Origin of the sequence: Halococcus sp. PRR34 (assembly GCF_028617175.1) — an archaeon.
In the GTDB taxonomy this organism is placed as follows: Archaea; Halobacteriota; Halobacteria; order Halobacteriales; family Halococcaceae; genus Halococcus; species Halococcus salifodinae.
On record NZ_JAQJDA010000008.1, the window covers coordinates 98,959 to 122,529 of the forward strand.

General features: G+C 56.6%; 12 protein-coding genes. 6 read left to right on the plus strand and 6 right to left on the minus strand.

Features of this window, described 5'->3' with window-relative positions:
• Window positions 1–64 precede the first annotated feature (64 nt).
• The 3 genes from PHA81_RS11620 to PHA81_RS11630 form a co-directional block, all read right to left on the minus strand.
• Window positions 65–2,968 carry an ATP-dependent DNA helicase gene (locus PHA81_RS11620; protein ID WP_273836901.1) on the minus strand — a complete coding sequence of 968 codons (2,904 nt, stop codon included), beginning with the start codon at window positions 2,966–2,968 and terminating at the stop codon, window positions 65–67.
• Window positions 2,965–5,619 carry a PD-(D/E)XK nuclease family protein gene (locus PHA81_RS11625; RefSeq protein ID WP_273836902.1) on the minus strand — a complete coding sequence of 885 codons (2,655 nt, stop codon included), beginning with the start codon at window positions 5,617–5,619 and terminating at the stop codon, window positions 2,965–2,967. The genes PHA81_RS11620 and PHA81_RS11625 overlap by 4 nt, the downstream gene beginning before the upstream one ends.
• Before the next feature lie 295 nt (window positions 5,620–5,914).
• Entirely contained in the window at window positions 5,915–9,853 is a 3,939-nt protein-coding gene (locus PHA81_RS11630) for a helicase-related protein (protein ID WP_273836903.1), read from the minus strand.
• Between the two features lie 95 nt (window positions 9,854–9,948).
• Here PHA81_RS11630 and PHA81_RS11635 point away from each other — a divergent pair, with 95 nt between their 5' ends.
• Window positions 9,949–11,877: a DUF262 domain-containing HNH endonuclease family protein gene (locus PHA81_RS11635; RefSeq protein ID WP_273836904.1), complete on the plus strand. Its 1,929-nt coding sequence runs from the start codon at window positions 9,949–9,951 to the stop codon at window positions 11,875–11,877.
• A 1-nt stretch (window position 11,878) separates the two neighbouring features.
• Here the strand turns inward: PHA81_RS11635 and PHA81_RS11640 are convergent, their stop codons facing one another.
• On the minus strand, window positions 11,879–14,806 hold the full coding sequence (locus PHA81_RS11640; protein WP_273836905.1) for a DUF1156 domain-containing protein: 2,928 nt from the start codon (window positions 14,804–14,806) through the stop codon (window positions 11,879–11,881).
• 601 nt (window positions 14,807–15,407) lie between these two features.
• Window positions 15,408–18,749: a DUF499 domain-containing protein gene (locus PHA81_RS11645; RefSeq protein ID WP_337958932.1), complete on the minus strand. Its 3,342-nt coding sequence runs from the start codon at window positions 18,747–18,749 to the stop codon at window positions 15,408–15,410.
• Between the two features lie 194 nt (window positions 18,750–18,943).
• On the opposite strand from PHA81_RS11645, the gene PHA81_RS11650 reads away from it, so the two are divergent.
• From PHA81_RS11650 to PHA81_RS11670, 5 genes are all read left to right on the plus strand, one after another.
• Window positions 18,944–19,207 carry a hypothetical protein gene (locus PHA81_RS11650; protein ID WP_273836907.1) on the plus strand — a complete coding sequence of 88 codons (264 nt, stop codon included), beginning with the start codon at window positions 18,944–18,946 and terminating at the stop codon, window positions 19,205–19,207.
• A 190-nt stretch (window positions 19,208–19,397) separates the two neighbouring features.
• A complete protein-coding gene (locus PHA81_RS11655) occupies window positions 19,398–20,138 on the plus strand; it encodes a class I SAM-dependent methyltransferase (RefSeq protein WP_273836908.1) in 741 nt (246 codons plus the stop codon).
• 195 nt (window positions 20,139–20,333) lie between these two features.
• Window positions 20,334–20,708, plus strand: coding sequence for a DUF6516 family protein (locus tag PHA81_RS11660; protein WP_273836910.1), 375 nt, complete (start codon window positions 20,334–20,336; stop codon window positions 20,706–20,708).
• Entirely contained in the window at window positions 20,705–21,160 is a 456-nt protein-coding gene (locus PHA81_RS11665; protein WP_273836911.1) for a helix-turn-helix domain-containing protein, read from the plus strand. The genes PHA81_RS11660 and PHA81_RS11665 overlap by 4 nt, the downstream gene beginning before the upstream one ends.
• Before the next feature lie 71 nt (window positions 21,161–21,231).
• Window positions 21,232–22,959: a hypothetical protein gene (locus tag PHA81_RS11670; protein ID WP_273836912.1), complete on the plus strand. Its 1,728-nt coding sequence runs from the start codon at window positions 21,232–21,234 to the stop codon at window positions 22,957–22,959.
• Window positions 22,960–23,300: 341 nt separating this feature from the next.
• Here the strand turns inward: PHA81_RS11670 and PHA81_RS11675 are convergent, their stop codons facing one another.
• Window positions 23,301–23,498, minus strand: a complete 198-nt coding sequence (locus tag PHA81_RS11675; RefSeq protein ID WP_273836913.1) for a hypothetical protein — start codon at window positions 23,496–23,498, stop codon at window positions 23,301–23,303.
• Between the last annotated feature and the right edge of the window lie 73 nt (window positions 23,499–23,571).

The window sequence follows — 23,571 nt, forward strand, 5'->3', positions numbered from 1 at the left end:
GCAGTACTGACGCTCGTCCGCAGAGAGGGTACAAATCAGGGCGACCAGAGACGACGGTCCTCACTCACCCAGCAGGTGCGGCACTCGAGGTGGCCATCTCCGCACGCACGAGAGCAACGAGCTCGTTCTCGGTGAGCGGGGTGATTGGAACCCGAGTGCTGTCCTCGGTGTAGAAAATGCTGGCTGAGACGTCCCGGTCCGGGAAGCACTGCGTGACGACGTGATAGTAGACGCTGACCTGCTTTTCGTACTCCGATTCGGCGTGCCGCCCGCGGTCAGTCTTGTAGTCGACGATCTCCACTCTATCCGGTGTCACGCACAGCAGGTCGATCACGCCCGAGATCGATACCTCTTCACCGTCGACCGTCAGGGGAAGGTAGGCAGGTTCTTCGACGCGGAATTCGCCGTCGAGGGAGTCGAGAAACGCTTTGACGCGGCACTCGTCGGCGTTGACCTCGCCATTCTCCGGCTCGACGGCTTCTCCTTCAGCATAGCGTTCGGCGAACTCGTGGACTCGTCGGCCGAACTCAGAGCCCCTCCCGTCGGAAACGTCCTCGAAAACGCTGTCGTCGATCAGCGTGTGTGGTGACTGAGCTACTGGCCCCACTCGATTCGGGATGGATATCTGGAGGTGACTCTGGACCGTGCTGCCACCGTCAGCTGGCTGTACGTCCGGTTCGCTCTCTTCGGGTTCGAGCGGCAGGTTATCGAAGAGGGCACTCGGCGAGGATCCCGCAGAGAAGATCAGGTGGTCCTTCGCGCGGGTCATCGCGACGTACATGAGCCGGCGTTCCTCGTCGTACTCGCGGGAAAGACACGCCGAACGGATATCGTGTCGCCAGCTGTGATACACGTGTGGGAGGTCGTGAACCGTCGAGTAGCGTTTGGTCTGCCGAAGCCCCTCCGTGTCACCGTACCGGATCGCGTCGCCGCCACCCCCGGAGGGCGGGAAGTTGTGCTGGTTGACGTTTGCGAGAATCACGATGGGATGTTCGAGCCCCTTGGCCGCGTGGATCGTCTGCACGGTAATGGAATCTGTTCCGGGGGAGTCATCGACCTCGTGAGTGCTGCCGGCGTCGAGACTACGCTTGATGAACTGAATGACCTCGCCGCGGTTCATATGCGTACTCGAGAACACCCCTTCGAGCGTGGTGACGAGCGTGTCGGCGTAGGCGTCCTCGAACCCATACCGATCGAACACCCGGCGAGCGATCCCGCCGACAGTTTCGATGTCCGCCAGTTCATCGCGGAACGACAGCATGTTCGACGGATAGGCCTCCGTATCGAGGATGTGGTCGGCTTCGTCAAGCGTGTAGCCAGCGCGTTCGAGCACGACTGCCCAGCCCCGATCAGCGTCGTTTTCGAGAATGCGAAGCCACGCGAGCAACAGCAACGCCTGGTCGGTACTGAACAGCTCGACACCACCCTCGTAGGCCACCGGGAACCCATACTCGTCGGCGCGCTGCTGGAACTCACGACCGAATCGCCGCGTCCGAGTGAGAATCGCGATGTCCTCGTACGTCGGTGGTCGCAGCCCGTCGTCGGCGTCTGCATCTGCGACCGCATACTCGGGATTGCCCACGATCTCCTGAACGCGATCCAAGAGCGTCTCGTACTCGTCGTCGCCAGTCGTAGCTTCGATCCGCGAATGCTCGTTGTTCGAATCGGCGTCGAGCGAGACGATCGATTCGCGAACGGCGTCGGCGTCGAGGTCCTCATTGTTCGTCGCTGGCAGCGTCAAGCTGCACTCCGAAAAGTCGAGGATCTCCTGTGTCGAGCGATAGTTCTGCGTGAGTTCGATCTCGGTTACGTCCTCAACAGGGTAGCCAACACGCTCGATGTCGTTGTTGAGCTCGCCCTTGTAGGTCTGGAGGCGCTCCTCGAAACGGCGGATGTTGTCGACCGAAGCGTACTGGAAGGAGTAGATACTCTGCTTCCAGTCGCCGACCACGCAGATGTTATCGGTCCCGGCGAGCAGGAGAGCGAGCTTGAACTGGATCTCGCTGGTATCCTGGAACTCGTCGATCATCGTGTACTCGAAGGCCAGTTCCTCGCGGAGGGCGTGGTCCTCACAGAGCAGCGCGAACGCAAACAACAGGAGAAAACTGAAGTTGAGGTAGTTGCGGCCGAGCGCGAATTCGATGTACTCGAAGTACAGATCGTGGACGAACTGCTTCAGCTCCGTGCGATCTTCCTCGAAGGCTCGGTCGGCCCACTCGGCGTCGATCTGTTTGGTGCCTCGGCCACCCCGGAGTCCGGTCTTTGCTGGTGCCTCCGGAAGATAGCACTTGTTCCGGCCGTAGCGGCCGAGGTTGTCACGAAGATCGGACTGTGTCGGTCCGTTTGCGCCCTCGTTCGGGGCGTTCGCCGCGGCGAAATACTCTCTGAACTCCTCAAGGTTGCCGTCGAGATAGCGCTCGCCGTGACGGAACCACCCCTCACGAGTCGGAAAGATACCTTTCGCCGCGAGCTGTTTGATTAGCCCGAGGAGTGACGACTCGTCCGAGAGGATTCGGAAGTAGTCCTCGTACTCGGGATGGTCGCGCACGAACCGCCCGGCGAACTCCCGGAACCGCTCGTTCTCGATGACCTCGTTTTCGAGTAGCTGCGTCGAGGAGGTGATGCGATCGTCGATCCCGAGAATCTGTGGCGCTTCGAACCCGTACCGAAGCAGGATATCGTGAGCCAGGCTATGGAACGTGCTGATCGGAGCGTCGCGCAGCGCCGCCATCCCGTAGTCACAGTGGGCGACGATCCGGTCTTTCATCTCCTCGGCAGCGTTGTTCGTGAACGTCAGCAAGAGGAGATCCTCCGGTTCGACATCGGCCTGATCGAGGACGTTCGCGTAGCGTCGGGTGACGGTGAATGTCTTGCCCGTGCCAGCACCCGCGTCGACGAGATAGGTGCCCTCGGTCGCGTCGATCAACTCCTGCTGTTGGTCGTTCGGCGTGATCGCTGTGTCCGTCATTGATCGCCCTCCCCTGTGTCGAGAGTAGTGGACTGTGAGGCGGTGGTGCTGGGCGACTGAGCCTGCTCGTCGGTCAACAGGAGGTCACGGTGGTCGACACGATCGAAGTTCGGCTCGCCGGCGAGCTCGGTCGCAATCGGAAAGCGCGACTCCCGCCAGTCATTCAGTGTATCGAGACGCTCGTCGAGGAACTCCTCGAAGTCGTCGACCTCGGGTGCGAAGTAGTTCTGGGTACGAATCGAGAGGAGCTGACGGAGTGCTTGGGCACATCCCGTTTCGACGTACTTGTAGTCGCCAACAGCAGTTTTCATCTGTTCGGTGAGTGCGTCTGCGAACGCCGAATCGAGCAGTTCGTCCTTCTCGTAGGTGTCCGGGACCTCGTGAGAGTCGAGGAACGACCGATACGTGTCGTACTCGACCTGATCGAACGTCTTCTGGCATTTGTTGGAGCCGTCCTCGCGGAGCGCCTCGAAGGTAGCCTCCTGTTGGATGTGCTCCTCGAAGGACGTCGGATAGTAGGTCAGGGTCGTGATTCCCTCGTCAAGGGATGGCGGTTCATCGGCGGTGATCGCATCATCCAGCGTTTCGAGGAAGTGGAACAGCCGGAACCTGAGTCGTTCGCCCGGTCGTTCATCGCGATGCTGGGCGAGGTAGAGCAGCGCCTGGAAGTTCGGTGTATCGCTGATTTCATCGATCCGGGCGTTCTTCACGACCGTCGAGGCGGAGCTGTGACTCCCGCTCTTGTAATCAAGGAGCTGGCTCGGTGTGTGAATCAGGTCGATGATACCCTTAGCGCCGAGTGCGCTGTTCTCGAACCATCGTTCGGTGATCGGCGAGTCGATCGTCCGCCCGAAATGCTCGGCAAAGCGATTGCCCCAGTCGGGGTTCGTGTAGGCGTCGTACGTCGATTCTGTGGGCGGGTTCTCATCGAGGTATCTGGTGATGGCGTCGATGCCAACGCGGAGTTCGCTTTCGAGTGTCGCGAGGTCGAGGTCATTGACGTACGGCTCCATTCCCTCACGCATGATCTCAACGATGACGTCGGTTCCTGCTGTGTCGACCACGTCGGGATGGTTGACGTAGAACTCCGCGAAGTCATGGAAGAGGTTCCCCTTCTGAAGGTAGTCGCGATCCGGGCCCTCAACGAGGTCGTCGAAGTAGTAGTCCCGTGGGCAGTTGACGAGCGTACTCAGCGAGGACTGGCTGATTGTTTCGACGGTATCAGACGGCGTGGTGATGGACTGTTTCTCGAAGCCAGTGGTGGGTTGGCTGGGTGAGCGTCGGCCGTACGGCACGTGTGGAAGGTCGCTGAAGCGGTCGAACTCTTCATCGAGGAGGTCGTGGAAGTAGAGGCAGGGCGTGATCGACTCGCCGGCTTCGGTATCCTTGACGAGGTAGTACTGTTCGACACCGTTCTGGAGGAGGACCTGGAACTGCTGGAGGTACTCGCGATCCTTCTGATCGGCATCGACCCACGGTTTGTCGGGTACTGAGTGGGTCCAGCCGGCGTCCAATCCGAGGTAGAAGACCACCGGACGGTCGACGTACGCAGCGGAGGTGGCCGATGCGAGGAGTACACCCTCCTGTTCTTCGTCAGTGGGGACGTCGAACGATTGGAAGTAGTATTCGAGGTCATCGAGAATTGTGTCGGTGACCAGCTGTTCCAGGAGGCCGAGTCGACGGAGCTCGCTCCGTAGATCGGTGAACGATTCGTCGCACCACGCCTTGTATGTCGAGAGTGCCTCGTTGACGGTGTGATCGTTGATAGTGCTGCAAAAGGTCTGGAGGGGATCGAGTTCGGGCTGATCGAGGCTTCGAAGCTGCTTCTGATCGTGTTTGACCGGTGGATCGATGCCAATCGTTGTGAGGATGGGACGAACGTCGCTCAGCCGGAGGCTGTCGCTTGAGAGTGCCCTGCGGAGGAGTCTGAGAAACGTGCGGATTCGGGTGTTGTCCACGAAGCCCGGCCCGCCGTAGTAGGGGACATTGGCGGATTCGAACGCTGATTCGATGAGTGAAGGATACTCGCTCCCGCGATCCATGACCACAGCGACATCTTCGGCGTTGTCTGTGGAGGTGGCGTCGGTGACCGTTTCGACGATGGCAGTCGTCGAGTCGAACAAGGAGAGCTCTGGGAGATCGAATGCATCTGCCGCGAACGGGCTAATGGTATCGTAGTCATCGGGAAGAATCGTACAGTCGAGCGTCGTGAACTGTGCTTCGCCGATCACCGCCACGTCGAAATCATCGGGAATAGTGTACTCGGCGAGGTCAGCGTGAGAGCTTTCGGCCTGTTGGATGACGTCGATGGCTTCTCGGGTTGGGCTAGTGTCGTAGCGATCGTAGTCGAGGATGGCATCGATTTCGCCGGTCTCCTCCCAGCTCTGGAGGATGTTGTCGACGAGGTACGAGGCGTGCTTCCAGCTTAGGTCGGTTTGGGTGACAAGATCGAGGAAGAGAGAGCGTTGGTCGTGTGCGGTGAACTCGCCTGAGGCGAGCATTCGTGGGGTAGCAGCGAAGCGGCCTAATCGTGGTTGGTCAAGGCGTCGGTTTAGCGCGAGACTCAGCGGCCCGTCAGTGGTAAGGACGAGATCATAATCCTGTGTTTCGGCGTAGAGTTCGTCTACTGAACGGGCACGCTGGAGCGTCATTGACGCAACGATCTCCCGGTCTAAATCTAAAGCTGTCGGTGGGAAGGGATCGACTCTATCTGCTGTGTCAGGGGATAGCAACAGAGTAGACTCATACCAGTGAGCGAGTTCCGTATCGTCTCGAAATGTCCGGCCCCCGGTGGATGAGCTTGTGGACAGTCACTGGTGGAATAACTCAATCAGACCTAACGATGAAGGTGCAGTCGATTGTTGTAACTCACGGAGATCGCGGCACCCTTGCGGATCAACAACGGGAGTGCTCCAAAACAGGTGGGAATTTCGGCGAATTTGCGATCTAAGAGTTTGACCGAGTTCGATTTTCAACGAATGCCTGTGCCCATTTATTGAGGAATTCTACACTCTCAGACTGATCAGTGACCGAGCCATCGTCAGATAGGTGGACGAGGGCCATGTCCGAGTCATTCCCTTTAGACCAGCCAGTAACAATCCACGGTTCTTCGGAGGTGTCGGCTAAATCACCGTTAGTATTGGTTGTACGGGCGGAGTGTGTGAGATTCAGCTGATCCGATCCCTCGATGAGCGTCGTCGCCAACCAGTTGAATAAGGGGCTGCCCGGAGCGAGGAATCTGAGTGAGGGATATTCATCGGCAGCCACAGGATCGAAGGTTACACCGATACCCCCATGTTGATCCGCGATACTCGCTGCGAGTGTGTCTTCGTTCTCCTCCGTTGTGATGGGAGTGTCGCCTGTATTCTGTAAGCAGTAAATAGACTCTACGTCCTTGGGATCACTGAGGTCAAACTCAGCGTCTAATTGTGACAGTGGATCAAACTGGATACCTGCTTCGTTGAATGTTTCATTCTCTAAGAAGACCCCTTTGATCGCCTTAACGGTGAACACAGGGTCTCGATTTTCAGCGGGGTTCCCGACTTTCCCCAAATCTGGGTGTGAGTAACTTTCCCATGCATCTAATCGCGCTTCTTGGATGACTTGTTCGCGGAGGGGACGATCACTGTCAATCTCTGCGAGCGAATCTTTGAGTTCGACCGGATCGTCCTCGGCTTGCTGTTGCTCGATGTCTCGGTCAATATCCTCTTCAAGCTCTCCGTATTCTTCACTGTCCGCTTTCGCACCCTCTTCCATCGTTGCTTCCCGAATTTTCGATCCAACACTGGACAAGATGGGCTGCATATCTCCGACAACGTACTCGAACAGTCCGATTCGATCGTCAAGCCGGTCATAGATGTCGGATTCAACCGTATCCTCGTAGCTGTAATTGAGAATGAATACGTTGTCGTACTCTTGCCCGATCCGGTCGATGCGACCAATCCGCTGTTCCACTCGCATCGGATTCCAGGGAAGGTCGTAGTTAATCATCGCACCGCATTCCTGAAGGTTCAACCCTTCACTCGCGGAGTCAGTACACACAAGAATATCGACCTCACCATCAGTATCAGAGAACTCTCGCTTGACACGCTCTTTCCCGACGTTCCGCCAGGTGTCCGCATCCTCATCGTACATTTCGCCGCCGTCACCGGAATAGCAGGCGATATTCTCGCCGTACTTCCATAGAAGCTGTCCACGAACGAAGTGCATCGTATCTTTGTACTGTGTGAAAACGATGATCCGGCTCCGGCCTTCTCGACGGTCTAGCATATCGAGGTCTTCGTACAACTGATCCATTTTCGGATCATCGTCGACCTGCTTGACCTCCTGAATGAACGACTCCAGTTCTTTGATCTCCTCTTTGAGGAGGTCAATGCCCTCGTCTGTGAGACTTGGTGCTAACTCGGTCAGATCGACGTTCAGAACGTCCTCACCGGCGTCTTCCATCTGGGCAATCTCGTCCTCATCAAAGTCGCTCAGTGCATCCAGAGCCGCCTGACGATCATCATCCTGTTCATTCCGGATGCGTTTCTGCCGTTCGAGTACTTTCCGCTGAGTACGGAGCTTCTCGAGGCGCGACGAGAGGCTCTGTGAAATAGCGTAGACACTGCTTGTGAGCCGCTGACGATACGTGGTCATCACGAACCCGATTGCTCGTGCTTCTGTTTCAGTCGACTGCTGGGCCTTCTTGTAGAAGGTTCGAGTGTAATCGTCGATCCGGTCGTACACCCGGCGGGTCTGATCATTGAGTTCGATCCGCCGACGTTCAGGTTTTCGCGTCGGGACCATTGCCTCGAGTAGTCCTGCCTTGCGGTATTTCCTTAGTGTATCTCGTGTATTCCGGTGAATACACGCATCGACCGGGGTGGCCCACGAGAAAACGTCTTGCAACACATGCCAACCGTCCTCACTGAGTTCGTCAATCGCGTCGAGGCGATCACTTCGCGAGGAAATGATCATCTCCTCGTTCAGCACTGATTCCGGATACAGCAGCCGCTTGAGTTTGGTATCTTCATCTGCTCCGAACGGGTCAATTTGATCGCTGATCGTAGTGTCTACCTTCCGTCGGTAGTCATCATACTGTTGACCATATCCTCGTGCTAGGTTGCACGCTTGGAGCAGTCGCTGCTTCGCAACGCCTCGGCCTTGGTCCTCCAACCCGAGTTCGTCGACGATCCCTTCGAGGATGACGTCTGCGTACTCTATCGAAGAATCAAAGCGATCCCGAAAGGACCCATCGAGGGTTGCCTGCGACGGCTCGTTCGGCATTGACCGAGACGAGAGGTCGGCCCCACCTTCGATAACAGTCGAAAGTGCTTGGCGTGTTTCAAAGAAATCGACGAACTGATCCCGACTATCCCACGCCTCGGGAATATCGAGGAGTGTCAGAAGGTCGTATAGCTCTCGATGGTGGAGTTGCATTGGCGTCGCGGTGAGCAGGTAGTAGCAGTGGGTGTGGTCGCGTAGCCGTTCGAGGAGATTGTAGAAGTTGCTTCCACGGCGAGCGTTGTGCGACTCGTCGACGACGACAGCGTCCCAAACGCCCTCTCGCCCGTCTGTACTTCGCCCTCGACAGCTTGCTGGGATATCGTTTCTCGTTCGGACGGTCCCCTCGTCAGCCGGAGCAACCTGATCCCATCGGCCTGTGAGACGCGCCGTGTGCCAGGACATGATGATGACGGTCGGCGTGGGATCATCGCTCCGAGTGTGTACGAACCGCCATAGCGGACTGTTCGTCCACGCCTCGTCTCGTCGGTCCGCATCAATATCCAGATCTCCGCCTCCCGGGATTGGATGCTCTTGGCCAAACGAATCAACAAAGGCGTAATCGTAGTCACTCCCTCGGTCATATCGATAGGCGTTGATGTTGAACTTCTCCCAGAGCTCTTCCTGCCACTGGACGGCAAGACTCGCTGGTGTGAGAACGAGAGTGTTCTCGAGTTCGCCAGTCAGTCCGAGGCGGGAGAGTGTCAGGCCAACCTCGATGGTTTTCCCGAGGCCAACCTCATCGCAAAGGAGGTATGAGTTCGGATACGTGTTGACTGCCGTATCGGAAACGACTCGCTGGTGTGGCCACGGATCGATCGTGCTCGCTTCCTCGGCGAGTTGGAGGCCGCCAGGAGCTTGTGCCCCGTCGGCTAGAATTCGCCCTTTGTCGCCGTCGGTCGGGGCCTTTGGTTCGCGGATTTTCTCGACGATTTGGGAGACTTCGACGTCGTTGTCTGGGGCTTTCCAGTCGATGAGCTCCTCTTTCAGGGCCTCCGGAAGATCGTAGACGTCGACGTAGGCGTGCTCGTCTTGCCACAGCTGCTTAAACGACTCTCGGTCACCTTCGACATAGGGGGCTTGACCGTCGTCCCACGAGCGGTGGACTTTGAACCGCTCGTAGTTCCGCGTCCAGCCACCAGCCGTCTCGTTGATGCTCCCTTCGAACGAGATCCAGTTCCTGTCCTCATCTTGGAAGATGCCTACTTTGGGGTGGAAGATGCCCCACTCCCCGCGGCTGGGGACTGCGATCTTGAGTTCGAGTCGACCCTCCCGGAGGAGCCAGGCAAGCAGCTGTAGCTGTTGATCGAGTGTTTCGTCCTCCAAGTCCGTCAGATTCTCGTCGAGATCGTCGGCGAGTGCTTCCAATACAGGCCGGTCCTTCGGCTGAAGTTGTGCGCCGACGATGAGTCGCATTCGGCCGTCGTTTTCGACGAGTGTCTCGATTCCATTCGCAGCAGCAGCGAGAGAACCGCTATCGAAGTATCCTGCAATCCGGTCGTACTGGATACTTCGTTCGAGCGCCGGAACGTAGAACTCCTTGATTAGATGAGCTGCGTCGTTGCTGGGCTGGCTTTCGTAGATAGACTGCCAGTCGTAGTCACGGAGGGAATTAGCCATCTGATATTGACGTATGCCTGCTCCACAACATAAAGAGTGGGTCATTTTGATAAAGTAGCACAGAATTTTTGCGGTGCCGCCTGGAGGTATGTTTCATGCAAACTGGGAAGAAGCCCTTCAAAAACCTCGTACCCGGCCGTGACCTATTCTACGTGCCGAAATACCAGCGCAACTACTCGTGGGATGAAAAGCAACGCCGTGAGCTCTGGGAGGATCTCCTCGAATCTCTCGACAAGACGCACTACATCGGGACGTTCCTGATCGAGGATTCGGACGAATCAGATGACAGTCTGTACGACGAAGTTGGAATCATCGATGGACAGCAACGGCTTACAACACTCCTAATCTTACTCTTCGAACTACAGGAACAGCTTCACACTCACGGAAAGGAGGAATACGCGGACGACATCTTGGATAACTACCTCGTTGCTTCTGACCAGCAACGACTTCGGCTCCAGGAAGACGACGATGCGAAATTTTTCAAGAAATACATCCTCGAAGACATCATCGACACGGAAAAATCGACGCAGAGCTCGAACCCCGAGGCAGAGTACACGCTCGACACACCCTCGAAACGCCGGCTGGCGAATACGAAGTCGTTCTTCCGTGAGAAACTGGAGGACGCACCGCCGGAAAACACCGATTACGAGGGCCCGGTGGAGTTCTACACTGACCTCTATTCGACGATTCAGAATCTCGATCTCCTCGCGTACGTCGTCGAATCACGGGCCGAAGCCGCGCGGATCTTCCAGACCGTCAACGACCGGGGGAAGGGTCTCACCGACCTCGAAATCACGAAGAGCTATCTGATGCATCGGCTCGCCCTGGTTACCGACGACGAGCCTCGGGATGGGGAAGATGACGAGGAACAGCGGACTGAGGGACTCATCAACATCGTCCAAGAGAACTTCGGCGAGATCTATTCGAACATCGAGCAGATCACCGACACTGATGTCGGGAGCGGCCTTGACGAAGACCAGATCCAGCGCTATCACTTTATCCTCTGGGATGCAAACTGGACGACGAGCTACGACAAACGGTACTACCAGAATCACCTCGAGCACGTCAAGAAGGCGTTCGTCACGGACAACGGCGACCTCGCTGAGGAGATTATCGACTATACGAACGATCTGAAGCGGTCCTTCCAGCGGCTTCGGGAACTGGTCACGTTGGATGGAATTAGCAGTAATCCTATTGAGACTCGGCTGGGGAATCTCTACGCCGTAGGTCGTCTCGGAAATTTCTATCCCCTCCTCATCACTGCCTACGACCAGTACACCCGCGACCTCATTTCGGAATCGGAGTTCGTCCGTCTCCTCAAGAAAATCGAGACGTTCATCGTTCGAACGTATTTGATCGAGCAGAAAGCCGCTGACACGGGGCGAACAAGAGCCTATCCCCTGGCCCGGCAGCTCTACTACAACGAACCGGGCAAGCAAGCAGAAGACATCAGTCCAAGTACTGTCGACGACGTCATCGCCAAGCTAGCTGACCACGTCAACAACTACTGCGACGATGAAACCCTGATGGACACACTCTACGATGCCGACGTCTATTCTTACTACAGCGATTCCAACCGGAAGAACGAGCTTCGATACCTGCTCTACGCGTATGAACTCTCACTAGAACGCGAACGGGAGAACATCCCCTTCGAGGTGCAGAAAGTCGTCGACAACGAGGACGACCGCTTCACGATCGAGCACGTTTGGCCACAGACTGTATCGGACGAATTTCCCGAACACCTCCAAGAGATCATCAACGAGAACAGCGACCGGCTGGGCAATCTGGCGCTGATGACCATCGAGGATAACGCCGGGAACCAGAATGACCCCTTCGAGAAGAAGAAAGCTGCCTTCGATGAGTCCAAGTTCCGGATGCTCAACGAGATCTTCGAGAATGATGATTGGTCTGTTGAGCGTATAGAGGACCGAGAAAAACGAATGGCAGAAATTATCAAGACACGATGGCCAGACACCATCACTGAAAAGACTAAATCAGCTGTCCCAGCTGCTGAAGAGGATTAATTCAGAAATCTTTGAGGCTACCCTGTATCTTGTCCTCGCCTTCCTCGATGAAGATATCGGCGTCGAGGTCGAGATCGAGCAGTTCTCCAGTTTCGCCAGCTGCGATGTCTCTAGCTATCTCCCAATCGTCATGGTCATGCGGCAAGACACGCAGGAGTGCCTCTAATGTAGCTTTGAATGCTGGATCGGAGCCACAGTTTCTCTCATTCATCCAATTCCACGCTTCGGTTGCCCCTTGAACATCATAGATATGCATGGCTGCGTGAACCTTGTCGAGCGCAGCCCCGAATGAGAGGGCATCGGGGTCTACGGGTTTGCGACCCGATCGATTATCCCGATCCTTGTTCACGTCTTGGACCCGGTCTCCATGGGGACGGAGAAGTACATCACCACTCTTCTTTCGCCACATTCGGTGGGTTTTCTTCAGCGAATCCAGGTCCTCTCCGACTCCGATTGCGAGACGTCGGGCTTCATCGTAAGGGAATCGTTGCGCCTCGAATACCAACCAGGATAGTATGTACCACTCAGATTTCGGATCGATATCCCTCACTCCTTCATTGAGATGTTTGTCGATAAAGTAGTCTCTAACTGCTCCTCGAGCTTCGTCAAGAGCAATCTGAGGATGCACCTCGTTCCCTTCATCGTCAACGACGGGATAACTTTCCGTGAATACTTCCAGAGTCGGCCCGAATGCGGCCAACATAATGTCTACCTTCGAGAATTCGACTTCATCCTGATACATCTCCTCAGCTTGGGAACGCGCAACTTCACGAGTGCGATTCTTTACTTCTCCCCAGAGGGTGGACTCGTCTTCACGCTCGCCACGCTTCTCAGCTGAGAGCAATATAGTGCTCTCAGCCGAATTTTTCCCCCGCTGATGTAGACTCTCTGGACGTTCCGTACTGATAGGATGCGTTGATTTTACCACAAATCCAGAATTGATCAGAGCCTTTGTTAGGGTATCCCAGGCCTCAGTCTTCTTGTGCGTGAACATGAGGGTGAAGACACCTTCATCATTGAGTACACGGGAGAGCTCTCCGAAAATCTCAGACATCTTACTCTCATAATCATTCTTGGCTAGTTCAGATTTCGATTTATCTCCCGCAATATCATCGAACTTAGAGGCGTTTGCCACAGCTTCTTCATTCTTCTCGGTGAGATCTTGCTGGAAGAAGTCCGGATATACGTCACCAAGATATCTACGGAGCCATACATAAAAGTAATCTGAAAGTTCTGCGTACATCACATTATCATAATAGGGCGGGTCAAGAACGATTACTTCGATTTCCCCGTCGTCTAACGGCAGATTTGCAGCGTCCTCTTGAAATACCTCAATAGGAGCAGAAGCATGACCTGCAAGTTCTTTCAGTTCCTCATAGACTTCTACCATCGAATCGAGGACCCAGTCATATCCTAGGCCTTCAGCTGGAAGCCGACTTTCAGCAAACCTCCATTTGAACCCGAAGTCATGCTGACCGAAAGCGTGGCCGATCTTTCCTGCACTGTGGACCCAGGTACACATACGCGAATTGTAGTCAACAGCCTTGTCAGCACCAAGCGCTAGGAAGGTCAGTATTACTTCGGCTTCTTTTTCGTCATAATCTGGTGTCGGTTCTTCATTTTCCAAGATTGAGGCAGAAGGATCTCCGTCACGAATCGCCTTTTTCACTTCCTCAAATGTCTGCCAATACGTGTAGTGAGTAAGCAGCTGGCGTGGTGCAAACATATCCCGCCACATGTCCATCCCGTATCTCCGCGGTTCGCTGGTTTTGGCTCCAGATTCGATTTTCTCTGTCAGGAAGGTCGCTAAGTCTGGGTCATTGTTTACTTTCTTATTGGCGCGGTTTACTGCTCTGAGGTCCTCCTCTCTGGCTGCCCGATATCGCTTTCCGTCTCCTTTGTGAAGTGATTCATAGTGAACGGCCGTTAGCCGAAGCTCTATATCACCGTTATTGGCCTGTTCTTTTACCTCATCTCCATCTACGGTAACATTACAAGTTGGACACTCTGCCTTCCCCCTCGTTACCGTTCCTGATGCAGGGTCGAATTCGGACTTTTTGACATCCGTTCCCACTTCCACTACGGGGAGTTTTAATTCAGTTGACCCTTCAGCGGATTTCGGCTGAAGCGCAGTACCACTTGTCGACGATTCACGCTCAAGCCACCAATTCAAGGTGAGGGGTATCTCTGATCCACAGTCAGGACAGGTAATCTGATGCATCCATATATATTCCAGATCACGTTGTCCCTCAACATCTGGATAATACTCCTTCAGTTGCTCACGAGCACGCTTATTGATACGGTCCCCCCATTTTTGGATATCATCAGACAGATCACCATCGACTTGGGGTTGTTGAAGTACTGCTTTCAAAATAACAGACGGGACCGGATTAAGTTCGTTCGCAATTGTTGGAAGCTGATAACGACGACTTTCGAAGGGAATTGATCCCCCACCGGCAGTGGCGTCTAGAACCGTAGGGAGTTCTCCTCCCCATGTCTCCCGTACCTGTTGATGGAAATTACCCATCTCTTCTTCATCGGGGAGGTTTTTGTACGCCTTGCGATATCCATAGTGATCGTAGACGCGACCGCTTCTTTGATCCAGGGTGTCCGATTTGTATCGAATATGCTCTGCGATGCTCATGTCATCTTCAAGATTATTTGGATTCATCCCCATCCACCGCAGGAGCGTATCATCATCTACGGTATCTGGTAAAACAGATGAGAGTACCCCTAAACGCGTTGCTGGAGTGGGTCTACGAGCAAACCAAACGTGAATGTAGTTCTGAGGTGGCTTATCAGAGAAATTCTTTTGTTCACGTTTTGTTTCGAGCCCTACTGATCTAATCGGTAGGTTGCTATGTACCTTCAGCGGCTTTCTTTCGCTTTTGTTGTCATCCGTCTCTGTGGTAGGGGTTTCTTCACTCATGTTTATGAAATATGGTTGGTCAATAAAACTCGAAGTGACTTCTCTCCACTTGGGCTATTCGGCGAACGGCACTTGGCGTGCCAATAATAGCACTCTTCTAAACTCATCCGTGCAACGCCACGGGTGAGTGCTCGCATCCGATCGACTCGCTGTAACGGTTTGATTCCGATGAACCCGAGTGAGAGCCGAACTCCTGGCTCTTCGGGAATGAGGACGGTTGCAGATCCGGTCCCGGTAACTAGCGACGGATCAATATCCGTATCACTGAGAGCTTCATCGAAGAGTTGGAGAAGACACCGAAGGCGGGACCCGAAGAGCCGCCGCACCTTCATAGCGACCCAGTCGTCCCACGTCCAATCCTCTGTACCCTCTATGTTTTCACCAATCACTTCGCGGAATGGATGGGTTTTCGATGACTGTTGCCGGCGGCGTTCCAGTCGACGCTGACGTGCGTCAGCCTGTTCAGTCGGGAGAAGTTCGTAGAGCGTGATCGTTGCTTCGTTCCCTGTCTCGTCGCGAACGAGAGCAAACGTGGGACGTCCACCGTAGACGCTACTTCCCAGGGCGAAGGCCTCTGCTCGTTCCTCGTCTCGTTGAATGCTCATGAGTCGTCACCTTCGATGTTCGTCGGTCCGTCGGCCTGCGCTCTGACGGTAATGTTCGTCCCGTCGAGTTCGTCACCGAGCTGGGCGAGCACGTCGTCTTCGTCGCCGTCGATGGCCTCCGGTTCGTCCATCTGGAACTTAAAGCTCAGCTTGATCTTCTGATTACCACCTGCCCGGTCGCTGAAGCCCTCGGGACTCTGATTCAGCGTGGTGAAGGCGTCAAGCGGCCCGGTGAAGTTAGCATTGAAGGTTGCCTCGCCGTTGCCCATCTCGGCACGGCTCTTGTAGTCGAGATCCACGGTAATGGACTCATTTCGGGACTTGACGGGCGATCGTTGCGCGACAAAGGATCCGTGCTTGAATGGCTGATCGCCTTCGATCTGGACGATGAGTGAGTCGATTCCCGGCGTCGCATCACTGCCGGCTTGGGATACGGCGTGCCCCCGAATTTCGCTGAAGGCCCGCTTCGCGCTCATCGAACCGGTGGATTTGTTCCACGTTCCACTGGGACCCATTTTGCAGTGCTCGCAGAGGACGGGCTCGTCGGCTTTCGTCTTGCCGTCCACCTGTTCTCCGCAGTCGTCACACTCGGCGGGTTTGTTTCGACATTCCTTACACAGCTTGTGGGTGCTCTGGGGCGGGAGGTCCTTACCGCAGTTCGCACATTCCGTCAGTTCCGGCGGGCGAATCTCGTCGGCGTGCTGATCGAGGAGATCCTCGATTGTCCCGAAGAGTTCGTACTCGTCGCCGATCTTGACCTGTGAATCGGTAATCGAGGTCGTGACGTCCGGTGACTCCGGGAGTGGCGCGTTGTGTTGCCAATTGTCTGGCTGGGACTGGGCGTTCCAGTACGCTGTTCCCGTCTCACTATCCCAGTAGGCGTACTCGTGATCCGAGACCATTCGTGCGATGGTCTTTCGCAGCGGTTTCGCACTTAAGAGGAAGGGCAGCCCCGGCTTCCGAGCGAACTGTGCTTCCAGGTCCGCTGCCGTCATCCGGCGCTTCTGGCTCTGCCACAGCTTCTGCTCGAACCAGACCTTTCCCTTGGGCTGGTCGTCGTCCCGGATGATCCGGTTCATGTCCTCGAGGGTGGTTCGGACCGCGTCGACGAGCTTCGTCCCGCCGCCAGCGTCGACGGACGTGATGGTCACGTGCGTTAGCCCGTCATCCTCGACGTAGAACAGGTGCCGATAGACGTTCCGAACGCTCTCGCCAAGGAGGCCGCGTGCTTCGTCCTCTCTGTCATGGAGTTCCTGCAGTTGTTCGTCGGAGAGATCAGCCGTCTGCTGGGAGTCATCCCGCAGGTCCTCGATGGCTTCGAGCCGCGTCGCCTGGTCGATGGCGTTCTCGAGAAGTTCCGAGTCGGGTGCGAGGAACAGGACATAGTTTTTGTAGGACCGACTCTGGATCGTCCCTCCGTGTTTCGCCGCTGTCTTCTCGTACAGTTCCTGGATCTTGTCGGGGACTTCGGTTTCTTGTCTCCCCTCCGTTTGCAGAGGTGCCGTGAGCATGTGCATGATCGAGAGCGTGGGTGTAGAGCCGTCATCCGCTACGTCCGCTGGTTCTTCAGGGAACATCTCGATATTGAATCCCCCGCTTCCGACCTCACGGTCCAACCGTGCTTCGAACCGACTCCGGGCTTGCTCCTCGGAGGTGTTCTGAATCCGCTGGTCGATGATCCGAATTAGGTTCGGTTCGGCCTTGAATCGGATCTGGTCCTCGTCATAGAGGTAGTAGCAGGCGACGTTCATGTCGTCGCCGCCGAGGTTCTTCAGCGCGTTATCGTAGTGGTCAAACGAGATGTCGGGATGGCCGATCGCTTCGTTGAGGCCACGGCGAGCGATCCCAGACGCCTGCTCACCAAATGCGAGACTGTTCCAGAGAACCGTGGTCGTAATGTGTGTGCCAAGCGCCGCAATCCCCTTCTCGGTCCATTTTTGATTTTCGAGTTGGGCGTGCGCGGTCCCGTCCCGCGTGTAGATGTCTGCGGTCACCGCAGCACTCAGGTCGACGAACTCGAACAGAGATTCGTTGAGTGTTGCTCGAATACTCCCGTCTGGAGCGTCGTCTGCCGGCGTGAGATCGTAGAGTCGGAGGAAGTGACGGTCGTACTCGCCGGGCTGATGATTCCAGAGGTAGTGGATTGCTCGTCCTAGCAGTTTCAGCGCTCCGCGAGTCCGCTGGAAGTCTGGAATCGTGTCGATCTTCTCAGTTAGCGTTTCGATGACGGTCGGGTGGAAGGGATACTCCCGTTCGAGCTTCGAGCGATAGCTGTCGTCACTGACCTCTTGAGGGAACTGCCGCGGGGCTTCGTCATAGAAGTGGAAGTACTGTTCTGCCACCGTCGATGCAACATTGATGTCGATCTCATCGAACAGACGATGTTGGAGGACAGCCCCGACTTCGGTTTCACCTGTCGGCGTGACCACTTTCTGCTGACGTTGGACGACGGCGTCCAGTTCATCAACCAGTCCCCGAACCTCCTCGGCCTCCTCTTTGAACGCCGAGTCCGCAATGCTGTAAATGACGGTGAGCGCATCTACCTGAGCCGCTGTCTCCAACAACGACTTCATGAAGGAGACAGTCTGGCTGGCGAGCGTTGCTCCCCCGACTTCGAGCGTCGAGGCATCCTCAAGATATTCCGCAATCTCGTCGATGAGGACCACTGAAGGGTGATCACTCTGTTCGAGGAGATCTTTCAGTGTATTCTGCCCGGGAGCCTGGCGATCTCGATCGTAGTCTTCGATTTCTCGATAACCATCGAGACCGAACAGCTGATACGCTATCTCGCCCCACATCGTGTTCGTATCCGGAGCGCTAGGATCAGTACGACTGCTTCGGGCACTACGAGCGTCGACGTGGCCACCAACGAATACTGCTGAATTTGCGGCGAGCCCTTCGGAGACTGAATCTAAGTAATCACCTGCGAGTTCGTCTTCGTCGACGAACTTGGAGAGGTTCTCGATCTCAGTTGGATTGGTAGCAAGGTGGTAAGAGGCAATGAGGTCGTGTGTTTTCCCGCCCCCGAAGGTTGTGTCCAGACATAGAATACTACTTTTGTAACCGTGAGTCTCTCGATCAGCAGCGGCTTGAAACCGTCCACCGAGATTGCTTAGAAGGGTTGTCAACCCCTCAGTTGGATACGTCGTGTCGAAAAATTCAGCAGCGTTCCGGTACACAGGAGCTGCCTCTTCCGGTTCATGGGCGACAGTGGCAAGATTCGCAGCGAATTGCTCCTCTTCTAACGTTCCGTCGATAACGTCGGAACGAGGCTGGCATGCCTCGAAGAGTGCGGGCACCTCTTCTTCCTCTTGTAGGCTCATCCTATCTGAGGACATGAATTCCCGCTGTCTTAAAACCACCAATCGCCTAAATCACTGTGTCAGAAGGTACTCCTTCCTGACCCGCGGCCCAGAACCCTCGGACTTGATACGCTGAACAGGGAGACCAGAACGTCGTCCACTCAGCCACCCTCACCCGCACGTCAGCCGACAGCTGTAATACCGCACCGAGGCCAATGTCCGGGTGAATCGTGAATCGCTCCCCGTCTGATCGCACTCTCAACGATCTCGCTGACGAGTTCGAGGCCTATCGCCACCCGAACGAGTTCAACGAACACTCGCTCGTCATCGACAACAGCGACCGGGAACGCTCGACTCTGGTCGTTCATATCGATCGAGAGCAGGCAGCCGATCTCGCCGACCGCGTCGAAGCGTTCCTCCGCGATCACGGCGCACACACGCAGCGCGAGCGCCACGCCGACTCCGATATCCGCGTTCTCGCCACTCTCGAATAGTGACCTACGGGCTATTCTTCCAAGTCAGACGCAATCAGCAGTGAACAGAACCCGGGCGCGAACGTTTCTCGTATCTTTACCTTGTCGCCAGAATCACTTGAATGACCAGCGGCCAGATGACAGAACCCTGCCCAGCGATGATCGGCGTACTGAAGGGGTCTCCCGGCGAGTCGCACGGCACGGAGAACCGATGTACAACTTCGGGCTCTATCACTGGCGGCGACGACTCCGGGCCATCCTGATCGCACTCGCTGTGATCCTTCCCGCCGGAGCATGTCGGCGAACGAGTGAATCGAGATGGGTCCGTCTGGTCGCCACGGTGGCGATGGTCGGTGGGACAGTGCATGGAGCGACGGCGGTGCGACGGCTGCTGTCCCCACCTCCGTGGGCCCTCGACCGGGAACCGTACGACGCGCTTGCGTCCGCGCTACCGTTCGCACGAGCCGACCGTGCGCTCGACATCGGGTGCGGCACCGGGCGGTCGCTCGTCGGTCTCGCTCCCAGCGTTCCCGACTCGTGTACGTTGCTGGGCCTCGACGTGTTCGACGACCGCATCATCCTCGGGAATGGTCCAGCACTCGCGCGGCGCAACGGCCGCGCGGCGGGCGTCGACATCGCGCCCCTCGTTGGGGACGCATCTCGGCTTCCCGTAGCGACCGACTCCCAGGACGTGGTGACTGCGTGTCGGGTGCTCCACGACCTTCCCGCGACGGAGGTCGGACCAGCACTCCGCGAGGCCCATCGTGTCTGTACACCTCAGGGAACGCTCGGCGTGCTCGAACTCCCGATCATTCCCGAGGACACGACCGCAGCTCCTGAGGAATACTGGCCCGACCGCATCTCTCAGGCCGGCTTCACCGTCACATCGGTCCAACGAGTGGGCCAGGAGGCTCGCGCCGAGCCATACGTCCTCGTCGTCGCTACGCCCTAATGGTGGCCTCTGGGATTATGGCGACGTCGTCGAGGCGCGTCAATCGACCAATATTCGATGAATCTGCTGCGATCGATCGCTGCGACGCTCTTTCGTTGACACGTTCGATCGCACTACCCATTTCAATATTGGCCGGATTCGTTGGTGCCCATACCTACGAACTTATCACGTTGGCGTCCGCACCAACGATAGAGGATGGCCGATGATGAGAGTCCCGAGGTGGTCTATGAGAAACGGAAGGTGGTGCAAGCGGGCGTACTCGTCCGCTACAAGTTCATCTATCCCGCTGCTGGCGACCGGTACCCGCCTGGCGCGTGTTACGCGCTCCACTTCGGAGTCGCTGATCCGACCGATCCACCCGACGATGTCGAGTGGCCGATCGGCCTGGAACAGGGGACGATGCTGCGCTACGACAACGACCACGGCGACGGAACCCATCACCGCCATGTCGGTGGCGATCTCAACTCCGAGTACGAGTTTCCAGGGTCAGTCGCAGCGGTCTACGACCGCTTCTTTCAGGAAACAGGAGTCGAGCCATTCGGACCATCACCGGAGGATTACGACATATGACTGAGAACGACACCGAGAACGGACGCGAACAGGAGAGCAAGGAGCATGCTGGGACGTATCCCGACTCCGTGCCTGAGGAGTGGGCGCGGACGCTGCGTGTCACCGTCGAATCCGACGAGCAGAGCGACGAGAGTGGGACCGACCATCCGACGCTTTCGTTTCCGGATGTGGACACCGCGACAGCGGTGTTCACCGACTCGACGCTCGCGCTCTTGCGCGCGCTGAATGTCCATGAGCCGGCGAGCATTCGCGAAGCAGCGCGGCTGGTCGACCGGGATAAGAAAAACGTCCATGACCAGCTCCGAAAGCTCGCTGCCCACGGTATCGTCGAGTTCGCCGAAGAGGGGAACGCAAAACGGCCGATCGTCGCCTACGACGAGATCGTCTTCGATTTCGCTATCTCACTCGACTCGTCGGATGGCGATCACGCCGACGAACCTGCTGCTGCCTGAGACAGTGCCCCGGCGATCGGGCAACCGTTGTACGGACAGTTTAAATACGCCGATTCCAAATCCTTCTTCAAATGCCGGACGATGAGGATATTCAGTCGGTCGACAGTATCGCTGGAGGATTCCAGAGGAGTACATATTCTATTTTTGAGGACAGCCGCGAGAAAGACATCGTGCTGTGGCAGCCCGGGACAGTCGTCGAAAACATTCGGTCGCTGCCCAGACCGAGTGAGGTGAAACAGAGGGCAGAGTCGTTCCTGAGTCTGGCGGACGACTCTGACCTCGCGGTTGCCCCCGAGTGGAGTTACAATATAGAGTGGGTGTACGAGCACGACGAACTGTTTGCCGACGAAAGTCCGTTGTTCGTCCTTGGTTGTCGCCCAATGGGGATCGAGGAGATGCAGGAGACAGTCGAAAACCTACACGAAAACTTCTACGTGATTGGGGAGGATGTGCCGGACGACCCCGGTAAGGAGTTCGTCACGCCTACAATCGTCCCACTGCGAGCCGACGCGCTCGGCGATGTCGACAAGCCGACGGTCGTGATCCAGTACAAGAACTCCCCGATGAGCGAGGGAGCCAACCCGAACGAGGCCGACAACCTCGCGACGGGTAACCGGATCTACTACTTCGGGCCGCCGAGCGGAGCGGGGGTCGTCGTCTGGACCTGTTCGGACCTGCTAGACGATGACCTTCGGGATCAAGTCGCTACCTACGCCCAAAGAGGGAACATCCTCGTCCACCCACAGTGTAATCCGAAGCCGTTCCACTCGGAGTGGACTGACTTCCGCTCACGTATCTTCAATAATAGAAACGACGTGACGTACATTTGTGCCAACTGGGGGACCGTCCAACGCGTGAACGGGAATGAGGTAAAGTGTGGGTACTCAGGCATATACACGAAGGCACGAGAGTGGTCGTCACTCGACAACTACGACAGAACGTACAACAATGGGGGTCTCCAGGGTGTGAACCCGTCCGACCGCGCCGAGTACGTCTGGACACTGGTTGACGACGGGGTGAGTAGACTGCGTGTGCGACGCGAGGGGAACGGCCCCGCCCCGGCACAGGGACTCCGACCGGAGCCCCAGATCCTGTGTACACGGGCCTGGGACGGCTCATCGTATGACGAACAGCCGGAGGTAATAGACGAGTGTGGGTGTGAGATATGTGACGACTGCGACTGTCGGACGTGTTCGGACTGCAAACGGGCGGAACGGCAGAGACGACTGCCCGACCTGCCACGCGACGCAGAACTCGTCACGGCGGTCACACTCTGGCGACTCAAGATAGACGAGGTGGACAGTTTCGAGGAGAGGTGGGACGTGCCGTTGGCGGCATTTGAGAACCTCCGAGCGAACGGGCAGGAAGAACTTGGGCACTCGTTCGCGGCCCACGGACACCGCCGCGGCAGCGGCGTGGCAAGGAACACGAAACGGCTCCTCCAGACGTTCGAGGCCGCCAGCGGGAGGTACGGTCGTTCCATCGACCTCGCCGACCGATGTGGACCGCTGGACATTCCAATCAACGCGACAGACGACGATGAAGACGGCGTCGACATTTCGCTCTCGCGGCTCGACGATCCGACACCGGGAACACGGCGGAAACGTCTCACCGACATCGCTAGGTTGTGGCACTGCCAAGAGGACAGGAATTTCAGACCGCTCGTCTTGATGGTATCGCCCGACGACACGGAACTGAAACGAATCGACGGATTTGAGGACGTGACGAAAGGCAAATTCCAGCCTGAAGACGTCACTGCAAGCGGTTCGCCGGTCGGACTCGTCGAGGTAGATCGATGACCGACACTCCCGCGCTACTAGATGAGATCGGTGAGGTGACCGAGGTCAACCCGGTAGAGAGCGCTGACTCGCTGTACCGGATCGAACGGGGGCGAGAACAGGGATTCGATAACCAGGTACTGTTCGTCCGACTGCTGACGGGTGGCGACCACGACTGGGAGACGCTACTGGAGACGGACACACGACAGCTCGAACTGGAGTTCTACGATGACGATACGCCGAACCAGTGGAACATCCAGCTTTTCTGGGTTTACGAGGACGACAGTGAGCTTGACAACGAGTTTCGGCGCGAATTTGAGAGAGAAACGAAGTTCGCCATCCGGCGGTGTGTCCCCCGCGAATCACTGGAGGAGTTCCTCCGCCCGCTGGAGCACAGCCGCAGGGCATTGTCCAAGGTGAACGACGAATTCGGACGCCACGCGCTCGTCCAGCGGGTGACCGGCAACGGTCTGGGATTCCTGCTCGATCAGAGCACTAACCTCGACCAGAAGTTCGAGCAACTGCTGGAGACTGACATGGATGATGTCGGTGCCGCTCACGCCCCGTCGTCGCCGACGACCGGCGACCGCCCGCCGTCCATCGACACTGTCGAACTGGGAGACTTCCGAGAGA

Excerpts from the sequence above, each read along its gene's own strand:
- PHA81_RS11620 (WP_273836901.1), bottom strand. The coding sequence starts at position 2,968 with ATGACGGACACAGCGATCACGCCGAACGACCAACAGCAGGAGTTGATC.
- PHA81_RS11625 (WP_273836902.1), bottom strand. The coding sequence starts at position 5,619 with ATGACGCTCCAGCGTGCCCGTTCAGTAGACGAACTCTACGCCGAAACA.
- PHA81_RS11630 (WP_273836903.1), bottom strand. The coding sequence starts at position 9,853 with ATGGCTAATTCCCTCCGTGACTACGACTGGCAGTCTATCTACGAAAGC.
- PHA81_RS11635 (WP_273836904.1), top strand. The coding sequence starts at position 9,949 with ATGCAAACTGGGAAGAAGCCCTTCAAAAACCTCGTACCCGGCCGTGAC.
- PHA81_RS11640 (WP_273836905.1), bottom strand. The coding sequence starts at position 14,806 with ATGAGTGAAGAAACCCCTACCACAGAGACGGATGACAACAAAAGCGAA.
- PHA81_RS11645 (WP_337958932.1), bottom strand. The coding sequence starts at position 18,749 with ATGTCCTCAGATAGGATGAGCCTACAAGAGGAAGAAGAGGTGCCCGCA.
- PHA81_RS11655 (WP_273836908.1), top strand. The coding sequence starts at position 19,398 with ATGTACAACTTCGGGCTCTATCACTGGCGGCGACGACTCCGGGCCATC.
- PHA81_RS11660 (WP_273836910.1), top strand. The coding sequence starts at position 20,334 with ATGGCCGATGATGAGAGTCCCGAGGTGGTCTATGAGAAACGGAAGGTG.
- PHA81_RS11665 (WP_273836911.1), top strand. The coding sequence starts at position 20,705 with ATGACTGAGAACGACACCGAGAACGGACGCGAACAGGAGAGCAAGGAG.
- PHA81_RS11670 (WP_273836912.1), top strand. The coding sequence starts at position 21,232 with ATGCCGGACGATGAGGATATTCAGTCGGTCGACAGTATCGCTGGAGGA.